This is a genomic window from Micromonospora ureilytica, assembly GCF_015751765.1.
GTDB classification, from domain to species: domain Bacteria; phylum Actinomycetota; class Actinomycetes; order Mycobacteriales; family Micromonosporaceae; genus Micromonospora; species Micromonospora ureilytica.
Genome location: NZ_JADOTX010000001.1, coordinates 6,378,500 through 6,394,003 on the forward strand (window position 1 = coordinate 6,378,500; position 15,504 = coordinate 6,394,003).

14 protein-coding genes are annotated in these 15,504 nt (G+C 72.8%); 8 read left to right on the forward strand and 6 right to left on the reverse strand.

The window, feature by feature from the left end; genetic code table 11:
* Nucleotides 1-36: 36 nt before the first annotated feature.
* Nucleotides 37-618 (reverse strand): XRE family transcriptional regulator, encoded by a 582-nt coding sequence (locus IW248_RS29350; protein WP_196929505.1) that lies wholly within the window; start codon nt 616-618, stop codon nt 37-39.
* Between the two features lie 148 nt (nt 619-766).
* Here IW248_RS29350 and IW248_RS29355 point away from each other — a divergent pair, with 148 nt between their 5' ends.
* Complete coding sequence (locus IW248_RS29355) at nt 767-2,311, forward strand: MFS transporter (RefSeq protein WP_307788304.1); 1,545 nt, start codon at nt 767-769, stop codon at nt 2,309-2,311.
* Between the two features lie 45 nt (nt 2,312-2,356).
* Here the strand turns inward: IW248_RS29355 and IW248_RS29360 are convergent, their stop codons facing one another.
* Nucleotides 2,357-3,550, reverse strand: coding sequence for a pyridoxal phosphate-dependent aminotransferase (locus tag IW248_RS29360; RefSeq protein WP_196929507.1), 1,194 nt, complete (start codon nt 3,548-3,550; stop codon nt 2,357-2,359).
* A 43-nt stretch (nt 3,551-3,593) separates the two neighbouring features.
* Nucleotides 3,594-4,268, reverse strand: coding sequence for an MmpS family transport accessory protein (locus tag IW248_RS29365; RefSeq protein WP_196929508.1), 675 nt, complete (start codon nt 4,266-4,268; stop codon nt 3,594-3,596).
* Between the two features lie 596 nt (nt 4,269-4,864).
* Between IW248_RS29365 and glmS the strand changes: the two genes are divergently transcribed.
* Nucleotides 4,865-6,778, forward strand: coding sequence for a glutamine--fructose-6-phosphate transaminase (isomerizing) (gene glmS, locus IW248_RS29370; protein ID WP_124816105.1), 1,914 nt, complete (start codon nt 4,865-4,867; stop codon nt 6,776-6,778).
* A 3-nt stretch (nt 6,779-6,781) separates the two neighbouring features.
* On the opposite strand, the gene IW248_RS29375 is transcribed toward glmS, so the two are convergent.
* Nucleotides 6,782-8,389, reverse strand: coding sequence for an alpha/beta hydrolase (locus tag IW248_RS29375; protein ID WP_196929509.1), 1,608 nt, complete (start codon nt 8,387-8,389; stop codon nt 6,782-6,784).
* A complete protein-coding gene (locus IW248_RS29380; RefSeq protein WP_196929510.1) occupies nt 8,386-8,682 on the reverse strand; it encodes a hypothetical protein in 297 nt (98 codons plus the stop codon). The genes IW248_RS29375 and IW248_RS29380 overlap by 4 nt, the downstream gene beginning before the upstream one ends.
* A gap of 174 nt (nt 8,683-8,856) precedes the next feature.
* On the opposite strand from IW248_RS29380, the gene IW248_RS29385 reads away from it, so the two are divergent.
* The 6 genes from IW248_RS29385 to ung all read left to right on the forward strand — a co-directional run bounded on the left by IW248_RS29385 (nt 8,857) and on the right by ung (nt 14,364).
* Complete coding sequence (locus tag IW248_RS29385) at nt 8,857-9,225, forward strand: holo-ACP synthase (protein WP_124815487.1); 369 nt, start codon at nt 8,857-8,859, stop codon at nt 9,223-9,225.
* Between the two features lie 55 nt (nt 9,226-9,280).
* On the forward strand, nt 9,281-10,750 hold the full coding sequence (locus IW248_RS29390) for an NAD(P)H-hydrate dehydratase (protein ID WP_196929511.1): 1,470 nt from the start codon (nt 9,281-9,283) through the stop codon (nt 10,748-10,750).
* Nucleotides 10,751-10,840: 90 nt separating this feature from the next.
* Nucleotides 10,841-11,959, forward strand: a complete 1,119-nt coding sequence (gene alr, locus IW248_RS29395) for an alanine racemase (RefSeq protein ID WP_196929512.1) — start codon at nt 10,841-10,843, stop codon at nt 11,957-11,959.
* A gap of 55 nt (nt 11,960-12,014) precedes the next feature.
* On the forward strand, nt 12,015-13,118 hold the full coding sequence (locus tag IW248_RS29400; RefSeq protein ID WP_196929513.1) for an alpha/beta fold hydrolase: 1,104 nt from the start codon (nt 12,015-12,017) through the stop codon (nt 13,116-13,118).
* The gene (gene tsaE, locus IW248_RS29405; RefSeq protein ID WP_196929514.1) at nt 13,115-13,597 is read left to right on the forward strand and encodes a tRNA (adenosine(37)-N6)-threonylcarbamoyltransferase complex ATPase subunit type 1 TsaE; all 483 of its coding nucleotides are present in this window, start codon (nt 13,115-13,117) and stop codon (nt 13,595-13,597) included. The genes IW248_RS29400 and tsaE overlap by 4 nt, the downstream gene beginning before the upstream one ends.
* Before the next feature lie 65 nt (nt 13,598-13,662).
* Entirely contained in the window at nt 13,663-14,364 is a 702-nt protein-coding gene (gene ung / locus IW248_RS29410) for a uracil-DNA glycosylase (RefSeq protein ID WP_196929515.1), read from the forward strand.
* 47 nt (nt 14,365-14,411) lie between these two features.
* Here ung and IW248_RS29415 read toward each other — a convergent pair whose 3' ends face one another.
* Nucleotides 14,412-15,116, reverse strand: coding sequence for a helix-turn-helix domain-containing protein (locus IW248_RS29415; protein ID WP_196929516.1), 705 nt, complete (start codon nt 15,114-15,116; stop codon nt 14,412-14,414).
* Nucleotides 15,117-15,504: the final 388 nt, after the last annotated feature.

Genomic DNA, 15,504 nt, shown 5'->3' on the forward strand with positions numbered 1-15,504 from the left:
GTGATCACTTCGGGAGCGTGGGCGCGTCCCGCGTCATCATTCGGGACTGCCGCTGCTGTCGTCGCGCTGGTGGCTGCGGCGGGCATCGCGGTCGAAGATGCCCAGGATGTCGCACGGTCCACCTGCGGTGCCGATCGCGTGCGGCATCATCGTGGGGAACTCGGCGGCCTGGTTGGTCTCGAGGCGAAAGCTGCGGTGGCCGAGCATGAGGATCGCTGTGCCGGACAGGACGACAAGCCATTCGCGCCCCGAATGGGCACGCATGCGCGCCGGGTTCTCGGGCGGTGGTTCGGTCATGCGCTGGCGCACCACGCTCAAGCCGGGGTCACCCTTCACGAGCCAGCGCAACCCGCCGTGGGTGCCCTCGATGATCGGGCTGGTGACGACGTCGTCAGTGGCGGTCTCCACGAGCTGATCCAGCGTGGTGTCCAGGGCGCGGGCGAGAGTGACCAGCTGATCCAGTGCGAGACGGCGCTGGCCGTTCTCGATGCGGCTCAACGAGGACTGGCTGAGGTGGGCGCGGCTGGCCAGTTCCTCCAGGGACCAGCCCTGCGCCACCCGCAGGGCGCGGAGGCGTTTGCGTACGAGGCTGTCCAGCTCGCCATCTTCTTGCGTCATAGGCAACATGATATGCCGTTGATGCAAAGGTGGGGTTAGCGTCGACGCAGATGATCCCGCAACTTCTGGGACCACCCCATGCCCATCTTGAGAGGCAACCATGAGTACGAACCAGCTCGCACCAGCCGCTGAAGCTGGCGGCGCAGGTGTGCCTGACGCACGTCAGCTGCGCACCATCCTGATCGCCGTTTCCATCGCGCTCATGGCCGTCATCGCGTCGGTTTCCGGGCTGAACGTCGCGCAGACCCACATGGCCGTGGAGTTCGGCGCCTCGCAGAGCACGATCCTGTGGATCATCAACATCTACACCCTCGCCCTGGCCGCGCTCCTGTTGCCGCTCGGTGCGATCGGCGACCGCCTGGGCCGCAAGTCCATGCTGATCGCCGGGCTCGGTGTCTTCGGTGCCGCGCACGTCGTGGCGGGCCTGGCCCCGACGGCGGAGGTCATGCTCGCCGCGCGTGTGGCCAGCGGTATCGGCGCAGCAATGATCATGCCGATCACCCTGGCCGTCATCACCTCCACCTTCCCCGAGGACCAGCGTGGCAAGGCGATCGGCGTGTGGACCGGCGTCGCCGGGGGTGGCGGCATCCTGGGCATGTTCCTCTCGGCCCTCCTCGTCGACGTCGCCGACTGGCGCTGGCTGTTCGCCCTGCCGGCGGCTCTGGTCCTCGTGGCCCTGGCCATGACGCTGAAGTCGGTCCCCGACTCCCGCGAGAAGTCGGCCCATCGCTTCGACACCGTCGGCGCGCTGCTCTCCACAGTGGCCGTGGTCGGCCTCATCTTCGTCCTGCAGGAAGGCCCCGACCGCGGCTGGACCGCCCCCGCCACCCTGACCAGCCTCGCCGTCGGCCTCATCGCCACCGTCGGCTTCGTGGCCTGGGAGCTGCACCGCCGCGACGCCTCGCTGCTGGACGTGCGGCTGTTCCGAGAGCGCGGCCTGGCCGGCGGCTCGGTCACGCTGCTCGTGGTATTCGGTGTCCAGGCTGGCATCGGGGTGGTCCTCTTCCCGTTCTTCCAGGCCGTGCTCGGCTGGTCGGGCCTGCTGTCCACGGCCGCGCTGATGCCGATGGCAGTCATGATGATGATTGCCTCCGGCCTGGCCCCCAGGCTCACCGCACGAATCGGCGCCCGCTCGACGATGGCCACCGGCATTGCGCTGGGCGGCGTCGCCTTGGCGCTCATGGCCCTGTTCGTCTCCGTCGACGGCGGATACCTGTCCATCCTGCCCGGCCTGCTCGCCATGGGCCTCGGCATGGGCCTGTCGATGACCCCATCCACCGAGGTCATCACCGGCTCCCTGTCGCGGGAGAAGCAGGGCGTTGCCTCCGCGCTCAACGACGTCACCCGCGAGTTCGGCACCGCGCTCGGCGTCGCCCTGCTCGGAGCGCTCGTGTCCGCCGGCTATCGCAGCAGCATCGACGACAGGCTCCACGACATCCCCCAGGGGGCCGCGGACACCGCCCGGGAGGGCATCGCCAACGCCGTTGCGGCGGCGGGCGGCACGGACACCCACGCGCAGGACCTGCTCCACGCCGCCCAGCAGTCCTTCGTCGGCGGCTGGCAGCAGGCCATGTGGGCAGGCGTCGCCGTCATGGGGGCACTCTTCCTCTACATCGCCCTCCGCGGCCCGAAGAACACGGTCCCCGTCATCAGGGACGAGACAGCAGCCACCGAGGCCGTCGCCGTCCTCTGACCACGCATGAGCCGGGCGTGCACCGGCTGTGCACCCCGTGCCGGGTCAGCGCGCCGGAGCCAGGGTGCGCAGTCGGTTGACCGCCTCGGTCAGCACCTCGGGGCGCTTGCAGAAGGCGAACCTGACCAGCCGCCGACCCGCGTCGGTGTCGTCGTAGAAGACCTGGGTGGGCACCGCCACCACGCCACAGCGCTCCGGCAACGACAGGCAGAACTCCACCCCGTCCCGGCCGCCCAGGGCCGTGATGTCGGCGGTGACGAAGTACGTCCCCTCCGAGTCGAGCACCTCGAACCCGGCGTCGGTGAGGCCACCGACGAGCTGGTCGCGCCGCTGCTGGAGGCTGTCCCGGAAGCCGGTGTAGTAGTCGTCCGGCAGGGCCAACGCCACAGCCACCGCCGGTTGCAGCGGCGCGGCGTTGACATAGGTGAGGAACTGCTTCACCCGGAGCAGCGCCGAGACCAGCGCCGCCGGGCCGCTCGCCCAGCCGACCTTCCACCCCGTGCAGGAGAACGTCTTGCCGGCCGACGAGATGCGCAGCGTCCGCTCCCGCATCCCGGGCAGGCTGGCCAGTGGCACGTGCGGGCTCGACGCGTCGGTGAAGACCAGGTGCTCGTACACCTCGTCGGTGACCGCGTACGCGCCGAACTCCTGGCACAACTCGGCTACCAGCGCCAACTCGGCCGGGGTGAAGACCTTCCCGGTCGGATTGTGCGGTGAGTTCAGCAGCACGAGCCGGGTGCGCGGGCCGAACGCCGCACGCAACGCCGCCCTGTCGAAGGCGTACCGGCCGTCGGCCGTGGGACGCAGCGTCACCGGCCGGCGGACCGCGCCGGCCAGTGCGATCGAGGCGGCGTACGAGTCGTAGTACGGCTCGAAGCAGACCACCTCGTCGCCCGGTTCGCAGAGGCCGAGGATGCTCGCCGCTACCGCCTCCGTCGCGCCCGCCGTGATCACGATCTCGCCGTCCGGGTCGTACGCCAGGTCGTGGAACCGCCGCTGATGGGCCGCGACGGCCGCGCGCAGGGCGGGGATCCCCGGACCGGGCGGGTACTGGTTCTGCCCGCCGCGCAGCGCCTCGGCGGCGGCGGCCAGCATCTCCGGCGGGCCGTCGGTGTCGGGAAAGCCCTGCCCGAGGTTGACCGCGCCGGTGCGTACGGCGAGGGCGGACATCTCGGCGAAGATCGTCGTGCCGAATGGCCGCATCCGGGCCACCAGCGGGTCGACATCGGTGCTCGTCATCACCTGCGCCAGCCTACGACCACCCGAGACGGAAACCCCAGCGTCACTCTGGCGCGCAGGAGATGCCGTAATACCCCTGTTTCTTGATGACCACCGGCTTGCCGGCGCCGCTGATCGTGACGGTGCAGTCGATTGGCGTGGCGTTGTTGATGTCGGGCCCGGTGGCCTGCACCATCACCCTGGTCTGGCCGTTGGTCCGAATGGTGGTGCGCCACGGCAGTGTCGCGCCGTCGACATGCATGAGATCGCTCTCGGCGTCGTAGTACGCAATGTCCGCCGTACCCGAGCCGGTCACCTCGTAGTCCACTGTCACCGGCGCCGGTCCCGAGGTCGGTCGGGTGATCGGCTTCTTGCTGGGGGTGGGCGCCGCGGTGGATGGCCTGGTGGTGGGTCGCTCCGGGATGAGCGGCCCGGCGCTCGGTGGGGTCCAGCCGTCGTCGTCGGGGACGACCCACGGATCCTCGGCGACCGAGTCCGGGTTGGTCGAGCCGAGCCACAGGCCACCCACGCAGAGGCAGCCACACAGGAGGAGGACGAGCGCCACGACGACCGCGACGACGATCCCGACGATCCGCCCGCTGCTCGCGGGCGGCTTGCCGGGGACCTGCGGATACCCGGGGTAGGCGTACGGCGGCGGATAGCCGGGCGGCGGCCATCCGGTGCCGGGCGGCGGCCAGCCGGCGGCCGGCGGCTGCCCGCCGGGCGTGGGCCATCCCACCGGCGGCGTCGATCCGGTGGGTGTCGGGCCCGAGGCGTCGGGCGACCACGGGAGCGTCTGTGCGTCGGGCGTCCACGGTGCCCCGGGCGGTTGTGGCGTCCACGGCGTCGCGGGCGGTTGTGGCGTCCACTGGGTGGCGGGCGGAGTCGGCGCCCACGGCGCGGCTGGCGGAGAGGGCGACCACGGGGCCGGCGGTGCCCACGGCTGGGCCGGGGCCAGCGGGTCGGAGGCCGGGAACGGAGCCGAGGAGGGCGGTGCCGTCGGATCCGGCGGGGGTGCGGAGGAGGCCGGGTCCGGTGCCGAGGAGGCCGGGTCCGGTGCCGAGGAGGGGGATGGATCGGGCGGGGGCGCGTCGGACATGGCTGCTCCGGGCGGGAGTGGGTATGGGACGAACGGGCCGTGGACGGGAGCGCCAAACCCGCCGAGAGACTGTCGTACCCGAAGGCGTGTCGCAACCCCGCGATCCGGGCGGGGCGCGAGTGGCCTGTGACGCCCGTCCCGTTGCGGCCCTCCGACCACCGATCGCTCAGATTCCGTGATTGATAACCCGACTTTCGAGCACCCATCATGAGTGAAACTGGGTTAGGCTGCGGGCCATGTGTGGAATCGTGGGATACGCGGGCGCGCGCCCTGCACTCGGCATCGTCCTCGACGGGCTGCGGCGGCTGGAATACCGCGGCTACGACTCAGCAGGCGTCGCGATCGTCTGCGACGACCAGCTGCTGACCGAGAAGAAGGCCGGCAAGCTGGCCAACCTGGAGAAGGTGCTGTCCGAGCGGGCCGCCGACGACCCGACCTCCTGCGCGGCGAGCCCGATCGGCATCGGTGACGGCACCACAGGCATCGGGCACACCCGGTGGGCCACCCACGGCGGCCCGACCGACCGCAACGCCCACCCGCACGTCGCCCCCGACGGGCGGGTCGCGGTGATCCATAACGGCATCATCGAGAACTTCGCCAAACTCCGCGCCGAGCTGGAGGCCGACGGCGTCCAGTTCACCAGCGACACCGACACCGAGTGCGCCGCGCACCTGCTCGCCGCCGCGCTGGCCGACCTACGCGCCGCCGGCCAACCGGACAGCCCCCAACTGCTCGCCGCCGGCATGCGCGTGGTCTGCCAGCGGCTGGAGGGCGCGTTCACCCTGCTCGCCGTGGACGCCTCGGTGCCCGGTGCGGTGGTCGGCGCCCGGCGCAACTCGCCGCTTGTCGTCGGTCGCGGCGACGGAGAGAACTACCTGGCCAGCGACGTGGCCGCGTTCATCGAGCACACCCGCGAAGCGGTCGAGCTGGGCCAGGACCAGATCGTGCTGATCACCGGTGACAGCATCGAGATCACCGACTTCGAGGGCCAGCCCGCCGCCGGCAAGGACTTCCACATCGACTGGGACTCCTCGGCCGCCGAGAAGGGCGGCTACGACTGGTTCATGCTCAAGGAGATCGAGGAGCAGCCGCAGGCCATCGCCGACACGCTGCTCGGCCGGCTCACCGAGACCGGTGAGATCGCCCTCGACGAGGTCCGCCTCAGCGACCAGGATCTGCGCGACGTCGACAAGATCTTCATCGTGGCCTGCGGCACGGCGTACCACGCCGGCATGGTCGCCAAGTACGCCATCGAGCACTGGACCCGGATCCCGTGCGAGGTGGAACTGGCCAGCGAGTTCCGCTACCGCGACCCGGTGCTCGACCGGTCCACGCTGATCGTGGTCATCTCGCAGTCCGGCGAAACGATGGACACCCTGATGGCGCTGCGCCACGCCAAGGAGCAGAAGGCCCGGGTGCTGGCGATCTGCAACACCAACGGCTCGACCATCCCCCGCGAGTCCGACGCCGTGCTCTACACCCACGGTGGGCCGGAGATCGCCGTCGCCTCCACCAAGGCGTTCCTCACCCAGGTCGTCGCCTGCTACCTGATCGGCCTGCACCTGGCCCAGGTGCGCGGGATCAAGTTCGCCGACGAGGTCGGCGCGGTGGTCGCGCAGTTGCAGGAGATTCCCGGCAAGCTGCGTGAGCTGCTCGACCGGATCGAGCCCGTCCGCGAGCTGGCCCGGGAGCTGAAGTCCGAGCCGACAGTGCTGTTCATCGGCCGGCACGTCGGCTACCCGGTGGCCCTGGAGGGCGCGCTGAAGCTCAAGGAATTGGCGTACATGCACGCCGAGGGCTTCGCCGCCGGTGAGCTGAAGCACGGCCCGATCGCCCTGATCGACGAGGGCACCCCTGTCATCTGCGTGGTGCCCTCGCCGGTCGGCCGGGGCATGCTGCACGACAAGGTCGTCTCCAACATCCAGGAGGTCCGGGCTCGTGGCGCGCGGACCATCGTCATCGCGGAGGAGGGTGACGAGGCCGTCGTCCGGTACGCCGACCACCTGATCTACGTGCCGCGTACGCCCACCCTGCTGGCCCCGCTCGTCACCACCGTGCCGTTGCAGGTGCTGGCCGCCGAGATCGCCGCCGCCCGGGGGCACGACGTGGACCAGCCCCGCAACCTGGCCAAGTCGGTCACCGTCGAGTAAGCCTCAGCGGCCCAGGACGACCCGGGCCATCCCGTCCAGCGCGGGATTGCCCGGGTCCCAGTAACCGGTGTGGCCGCCTCGCCCACTGCCGAAGACCCGACCGCCGAACCCGGGATCCGACGGGTCGTGCCCGAACCACAACTGGTGCCCGGCCTGGTCGGGCCAGCCCAGCACGGCGGCCAACGGAACCGTACGCAGCAGGGCCCGTCGGCCCAGCTCCTCCGGTGGCCGAGCCGCCCGGATCACGTCGTCGGGGGCGGTGCTCGCCCAGACCTCGCCCGGTGGCACGCCCAGCTCGGCGGCGTGCGACGCGCCGACACCTGGCGAGCCGACGAAGACCAGCGCGTCGGCGGCGAGCCCGTGCTCCCGGGCGGCCACCCCCACCACCAGCGACCCGTAGCTGTGCCCCAGCACGGTCTGCCGGGCCGGTGGCCCGTCGTGGCTGGCGCGCAGCCCCTCCTGGAAGCGGTGCAACGCCGGGCCGGCGTCCCGGGCCTGGCCCGCCGAGGCGGCCTCGTTGAGCAGATCAGGGGCGTCGTAGTCCAACCAGAGCACCGCCGCGCTGCGCTCACCCGGGGCGAGCGCGGCGCACCGGTCCAGCACCCGAGCCGCTCTGCCCAACTCGCCGGGGGCGTCGTCCAGGCCGGCGGTCATCCCCGGCACGTAGGTCAGCACCCGGTCGGCGTGGTCCGGGTCGCCGAGCGCCACCACCACCCGGCCCTCACCGGCCGGATCCAACCCCAGCAGGTACGCCCGCGGCGCCCCGCCGGCCGTCAGCCGCTCAACCAGCGCGTCCAGGCCGGCCAACCGTCCGGCCAACCCACGCAGCCGGATCGACGCGAGCGGCCCCGGCGGCACCCGGGACAGCAGCCGTCGCCGCTCGGCCAGCAACTCCGCGCGCCAGACGTCGAGCCGTAACCGGTTGGCCTGGTCGCGGGCGGCCACCGGCACCCCGTCCAACCGGCCGACCAGAGCCGGCTCGTGCCCGATCAGCCACCGTCGCTGCGCCGGGGTCAGCCCGGACCACCAGGCGCTGACCAGCGCGGGCGCGGCGCCGGGGGCCGGCCGGCCCGGCGGGGGCGGGGACGCCCAGCCGGCCCCGGCGGCTCCCGCCAGCTCGTCCAGGCGGCCGGCGGCGGCCCGGTCCGCTGCTGCTGCCCCGTCGAGCGCGGCCCGCAGGGCCGCGGCCACCCCGGCCACGGCCACCCCCGCCGCTGCCACGCCGGCCCGGTCGGTGGGCCGAACCCGGGCGGGATCGACCCGAACCCCGCCCGAGCGGTCCACCAGCAGACCGGCAGCATCGGCCTGGGCAACCGCCAGGGTGAGCCGTGCCTTCGCCACCGTCAGCCGACCGGCCAACTCGGCCAGCACCTGGTCGACCTCGATCAGCGCGGGTGCGATCGAGGCCAGCTCGTCACGAAGACCGGCGAGCCGAGCGTCCGCCGCCGTGGCTGCCGCACCCGACCAACCGCCCCGCAACCGCCCGCCGGCCGCGCGCAGCCCGTCGACGCGCCGAGCGAGTGGCCCGGTCAACCCCGCCCACGCAGCCCCGGCGGCCCGCCACCCGTCCGGATCGACAGCCCACAGCTGTCGGTAGCCGACGCCGCTCACCGGGGCAGGGAGGCGAACCGGTCGGCGGCCCGGTCGTCCACCGTGTCGTACGCCTCGGCGGACGCCCGGACCCCGGTGGAGGCCGCCGCGACCCGGGCGCCCAGCCGGCAGAACCAGGCGTGCCCGGCTGCCTCCAACCCGGCCAGGGCCGCGCCGGCTCGCCACTCGGGCGCCGCCACCACCAGCCCGGACAGCCCCGCGAGGCCAGACGCCAACCGGCGCGCCTCGTCGTCGAGCAGGACGGCGACCGCCCGCAACTCCTCCAGCCGGACGGCGAACGGCTCGTCGGACATGACCACACCCCCGTGGACGATCGGCATCGACGCGCTGACGCTAGGTGCCTGCCGGAGGTCGCGCGGTGCCCTGTGGACAGCCGGCGTCGAGGCGTACCCCGGGGTGTCCACAGGCGTTGCCCAGCGCGAGCCCGACGGCTAATCTGCGGCCCCGACCGCCGGTAGGGTGGTGTGGTGATCGTCGCTGTCGGCATCGACGTCGTCCTGGTCGACCGGTTCGCCCGGGCCCTGGCACGGACGCCGCTGCTCGCCGACCGGCTCTTCACCGAGGCCGAGCGGCACACCCGCTCCGGCAACCCGCGCTCGCCCGAATCGCTCGCCGCCCGGTTCGCCGCCAAGGAGGCGGTGGCGAAGGCCCTCGGCGCTCCGGCCGGGCTGAACTGGCACGACTGCGAGATCGTGCCCGACCCGGACGGCCGCCCCTGGCTGGCCGTCTCCGGCACTGTCGCGGCGGTGGCCGACGCGCGTGGGGTAAACCACTGGCATCTCTCGTTGTCGCACGACGGCGGGATCGCCTCGGCGATGGTGGTCGCGGAACGATGACGTCGGCCGGGAGGGCCGGTCAGGTCCGCCCGCGAACGGAATGGGACACGGTGGCATGAGAGCGGTGTGGCGGGTTGCCGACGTACGGGCGGCCGAGGCGGGGTTGATGGGCACGCTGCCGGAGGGGACGCTGATGCAGCGGGCCGCCGCCGGCCTGGCCCGCCGCGCCGGGCTCCTGCTCGCCGAACGGGGCGGGGTCTACGGCGGCCACGTGCTGCTGCTGGTCGGCTCCGGTGACAACGGCGGCGACGCGTTGTACGCGGGGGAACGGCTGGCCCGGCGAGGTGTCCAGGTGGCCGCACTGCTGCTCACCCCGGGGCGGGCGCACGCCGCCGGGCTGGCCGCGCTGCGAGCCGCCGGCGGCCGGCTGGTGCCGAGCCCGGCGGGCCCGGTCGACCTGGTCCTCGACGGCATCGTCGGCATCGGTGGCACCGGCGGGCTCCGGGCCAACGCGGACGAGGTGGTCCAGCGCCTCGGCGACCTGCGCGGACGCGACGGGGAGCGGGCCACAGTGCTGGCGGTCGACGTGCCCAGCGGGGTCGCGGTCGACACCGGCCACGTGCCGCTGTCCGCGTCCGGCCGACCCACAGCGGTCCGCGCCGATGTGACGGTGGCCTTCGGCGCGCTGAAGCCCGCCCTGGTGGTCGGCCCGGCCGCCGCGCTGGCCGGGCAGGTCGAGCTTGTCGACATCGGGCTGCGTCCGTGGCTGCGCGGCACCCCGGCGCTGCGGGTCACCGAGTGGTCCGACCTGGTCGACTGGTGGCCCGAGCTGGGCCCGGCGTCGGAGAAGTACACCCGGGGCGTGGTGGGGGTGGCGACCGGCTCGGCGACCTACCCCGGTGCGGCGGTGCTCTCCGTGGGCGGCGCCCTGGCCGGGCCCACCGGCCTGGTCCGCTACGCCGGCGGCGCCCGCGCCGAGGTGCTGCACCAGCACCCCTCGGTGATCGCCAGTGGGCGGGTCGCCGACGCGGGCCGAGTGCAGGCCTGGGTCTGCGGCTCCGGACTGGGCACCGGTGCCGACGCGGCGGCCGAGCTGCGTGCCGTACTGGCCGCCCCGGTTCCGGTGGTGCTCGACGCCGACGCCCTGACCCTGCTGGTGGACGGCTCGCTCGCCGACCGCCTGCGCGGCCGGGACGCGCCCATCGTCGTCACCCCGCACGACCGGGAGTTCACGCGCCTCTGCGGGGAGGAACCGGGCGCCGACCGGGTCGGCGCCGCGCTGCGGCTGGCCGCCTGGATGAACGCGGTGGTGCTGCTCAAGGGCGACCGCACGGTGATCGGCACACCGGACGGTCGGGCGTACGTCAACCCGACCGGCACCCCGGCGCTGGCCACCGGCGGCACCGGCGACGTGTTGGCCGGGCTGCTCGGCTCGCTGCTGGCGGCCGGGGTGCCCGCCGATCGGGCCGCCGCCTCGGCCGCGTACCTGCATGGGCTCGCCGGGCGGGAGGCGGCCCGGAGCGGGCCGGTGACCGCGCCCGACGTGGCGACAGCGTTGCGTCCGGTGCTGGCCCGGCTGGGCTGAACCTGTCGGTTCCGGGTGCGGTGACCGGATCGCCGCGTCGGGACGTGCGTCGCCGCCCGCGGTGATCACGGCGGAAAGTAGGCTGGGCACATGTGGCAGGCCGAGGTACGCGTCGATCTTGACGCCATCCGCGAGAACGTGAGCAGGCTCCGTTCCGGCACCACCGCCGAGTTGATGGCGGTGGTGAAGGCCGACGGGTACGGCCATGGCATGCTTCCGGCCGCCCGCGCGGCGCTCGACGCCGGCGCGGACTGGCTCGGCGTCTGCACCCTCGACGAGGCGCTCACCCTGCGGCGGGCCGGCGTGACAGTGCCGGTGCTGGCCTGGCTGCTCGCGCCCGGGTTGCCGCTGCACGAGGGGGTCAGCGCCGGGGTGGACCTGGGCACGGCCAGCCTGGCGCAATTGGACGAGATGATCGAGGCGAGTCGCCTGGCCGGGCGCCCCGCCCGCCTGCACCTCAAGATCGATACGGGGCTGTCGCGGGGTGGCGCGACAGTCGCCGACTGGCCCGCGCTGCTGGACGCCGCCGCGAAGGCGCAGGCCGACGGCCTGGTCGAGGTGGTCGGCGTGTGGAGCCACTTCGTGTACGCGGACTCGCCCGGCCACCCCACCACCGACCGCCAACTGGCCGTCTTCCACGAGGGGCTGGCCATGGTCGAGCGGGCCGGGCTGCGACCGCGCTGGCGGCACCTCGCCAACTCGGCCGCCACCCTCACCCGCCCGGACACCCACTTCGACCTGGTTCGCCCCGGCCTGGCCATCTACGGGCTCTCCCCGGTGGCCGGCGAGACGTACGGATTGCGGCCGGCGATGACCGCCCGCGCCCGGGTGATGCTCACCAAGCGGGTGCCCGCCGGCACCGGCATCTCCTACGGGCACGCCTACACGACGGAAGCCGACGCGAACCTGGCCGTGGTGCCGCTCGGCTACGCCGACGGGGTTCCCCGGCACGCGTCCAACACCGGCCCGGTGCAGCTCGGCGGCGTACGCCGGACGATCTCGGGGCGGGTCTGCATGGACCAGTTCGTGCTCGACTGCGGCGACGACCCGGTGGCCGACGGCGACGTGGCGACACTCTTCGGCAGCGGCGTCGACGGCGAGCCGACCGCGGACGACTGGGCCGAGGCGGTCGGCACGATCAACTACGAGATCGTCACCCGGTTCGGTGGCACGCGGGTGCCCCGGGTCTACGACGGCGAAAAACCGTGAGCGCGAGGAGTGAGCCGGGGTTGCGAGCCCCGCAGTCGCGAACCAGGGTGGCACCGTGAGCTATCGCGTTCCGCGTCCGCGGACGGCCGTTGGCCGGGTCGCCGGGATCGTCGGCGCGGCGGTGGGGGTGGCCGCGGCGGGTCTGGCGGCCGGGGTCGCGACCGAGCGGACCCTGGTCCGCCGGCTCAAGGCCGACCCGGCTGACCGCTACGCGCACGAGACGTTCGACAAGCAGCGGTACGACGAGGCGTTCCGCCTGGAGCTGCCGGACGGCACGGACATCCACGTCGAGGTGGTCGAGCCGACCCGGCCGGTGCCGGGGCGCCCGACGGTGGTGCTGGTGCACGGCTTCTGCCTGGACATGGGGACGTTCCACTTCCAGCGCCAGATGCTGGCCGCCCGTGGTGACTACCGGATCGTGGCGTACGACCAGCCCGGTCACGGCCGGTCCGGCCGGCTGGAGACCGGGGAGTACGACCTCGCGGTGCTCGGCCGGACGCTGCGCCAGGTGATCGACCGAACCGCACCGGAAGGGCCGCTGGTGCTGGTCGGCCACTCGATGGGCGGCATGACCATCATGGCGTTCGCCGAGCTGTTCCCGGAGCTGTTCGGGGACCGGGTGGTGGGCACCGTTCTGATGGCCACGTCGGGCGGGCTCGTCGCGGAGACCAAGCTGGTCGCGCCCGCGCTGCTCGGCCGGGTCGGTGGCCCGGTGCTGTACATGGTCAGCAACGCCACCCGGTACGGCGGGCCGGTGATCGACAGGGCCCGCAAGTCGACGTCGAACGTGGCCTGGCTGTTGACCCGCAAGTACGGCTTCGGCACCCGCAAGCCCAGCCCGTCGCTGGTGTCCTACGTGGAGACGATGAACTCCCGGACGTCGGCCGACACGGTGACCCGTTACCTGCGGACCCTGGCCACCCACTCGCGCTTCCCGGCGCTGGCGGCGTTGGCGGCGACTCCGGTGCTGGTGGTGGTCGGTGACAAGGACATGATCACTCCGGTGACCCACTCCGAGGAGATCGTCCGCCGGCTGCCGCACGCCGAGTTCGTGAAGATCGAGGACAGCGGTCACGTGGTGATGTTGGAGCACGCGGACGAGGTCAACGCCGCCCTGGCGCGGTTCCTGGAGTCATTGCAGATCGTGGAGGAACGGTGAGTCACGTCGTCAAGCTGCCGACCGTCGAGGACACTCGGGACTTCGGCCGGCGGCTGGCCGGGCTGCTGCGCGCCGGCGACCTGGTGCTGTTGACCGGCCCGCTGGGCGCCGGCAAGACCGCCCTCACCCAGGGCATCGGCGCCGGGCTCGGTGTCCTCGGGGACATCACCTCGCCGACCTTCGTGATCGCTCGGGTGCACCGCCGCGACCCGGCCCGGGGCGGCCGGGTGGCGCTGGTGCACGCCGACGCGTACCGACTGGGTGACGCCACCGACCCGCGCGCCGAGATCGACGACCTGGACCTCGACGCGTCGGTGGACGACTCGGTGACAGTTGTGGAGTGGGGCGAGGGCCTGGTGGAGCAGTTGGTGGACGCGCACCTGCGGGTTCGCATCGACCGCCGCGACGACGACACCCGCATCGTCGAGCTGGACCCGATCGGCGGCGACTGGGCCCGGCGGCTCGCCGACCTGGGCTAGGTCGGTGGCTGTCGTACCCGGTGCCTAGAGTGCGGGGGACCGACCCGCGCTGTGAGAGGTTTCTGATGCCCGACGACGCTCCCGCCCTGGATCTGCTGGCCCTGCTGCCGGAGCAGTGGCGTGCCGTGCTCACCCCGCACCTCGACCCGGCACGCACCGCCGCGCTGGCCGAGTTCGTCGCCCGGGAATACGCGACGCAGACCGTCTTCCCGCCTCTGGAGGACCTGTTCTCGGCCTACCGGCTCTGCCCGCCGCAGGGCACCCGGGTGCTCATCCTCGGGCAGGATCCCTACCACCGGGCCGGGCAGGCACACGGGTTGAGCTTCAGCGTCCGTGACGGTGTGACGGTGCCGCCGTCGTTGCGCAACGTCTTCAAGGAGTTGGGCGAGGACGTGGGCGTCGCCAAGCCGCGCAGCGGCAACCTCGACGGTTGGGCCGCCCAGGGTGTGCTGCTGCTCAACGCGGTGCTGACCGTCCGCCAGGCCACCCCGGGCTCGCACGCCAACGCCGGCTGGGAAGAGTTCACCGACGCGACCATCCGGGCACTGGACGCGGCACCGGACCGGGTGGTCTTCCTGCTCTGGGGTGGCTACGCCCGCAAGAAGGCCGCACTTGTCACCAATCCGCAGCACGTGGTGCTGGAGGCGGGTCACCCCAGCCCGATGAACCCGCGCGGCTTCCTCGGCAGCCGCCCGTTCAGCGCCGCCAACAAGGCACTCGCCGACGCCGGCCTGCCCACCATCGACTGGGAGCACACCGCCGGCTGAGCCGGCACTCGTCGACGTCCTGCTGCTGGTTCGGCCAGGCAGGTGGCTCAGCTCTTGCTGGCCAGCTGCCGGTCCCGGTAGCGGCGCAACAACTCGGCGGCGCGCGGCTCGCTCAGCTCCAGCTCGACAAGCGGCACCACCTGGTAACTCCGCCCGCCGTGGCGCACCTCGATCGTCTCGGGCAACTCGTCGCACATCGTGGCCCTGATCTCCCCGTACCGGGTCGACCACAGGTGTTCGCCCGGCTCTTCGGGCTCCAACCACACCCCGCCGAACTCACCCCAGCGGGCGTTCCATCGCTGGCCGTAGTGCGTCTCCAGCCAGCGGGTGAACGCTCTGGAGTCCTGCCAGCGCAGGGCGATCTCCAGCGCGTCGACCGGCACCGGCGCGCCCTGCAACAGCGCTGCGGTGCTTCCGGTGATCACCTGCGGGAAGTCGGTGAGCCGATCCAGCAGCCGATCCAACCCCAGCCCGTCGATTCGCTCGGCGATCGGCCGGGCGGCCAAGCCGTCGATCCGGGCGTCGAGGTGCGCGTCCAACGGCTCGACCCCGATGACCAACTGCACATCCATCGCGGCAAGCAACCGCTCCAGCACGGCGATGGTCGGCGCTCGCTCACCGCGTTCGAACCGGGCCACCGCTGCCTGGTCGACCTCGGCCAGCGCGGCCAACTGACGCTGACTCAGGTCGCGCAGATGTCGTTGCTGCCGCACGGCAGCGCCGAGAAGGGTGACGAGGCGAGTGGATGACATCCCGGCATGATGAGCCGAGGGCGAGACGTCCGCGATCCCATTGCGGCAGATCGGCGGCTTGTTGTCGATCCGGCCCGGAGAATCGCCCGGTCCGTGATCTGGCGGCGGATGGCGGGCCTTACTTCAATGAGCGTGATGTCTGTGAGTCATCAGGATGATTCAGAGACATCACGCTCACTAGGGTGATGTTGCCGTCCGTCCGTCCGTCGGTTGGGCGGTGGGGGCGGGCCGTCGGTCAGCTGAGGCCGTGCGATGGGTGGGGGCCGTGCGGGACGGGTGGGGGCCGCCCCCGGCGGGGCCCCTGGCGACCGGCTGTGGGCGTGGTGGCACCCAGGGCGAGGCGGCGGGGCAGCAGGACGAGACGGCGGGGCAGCCCTGCGGCGGGGCG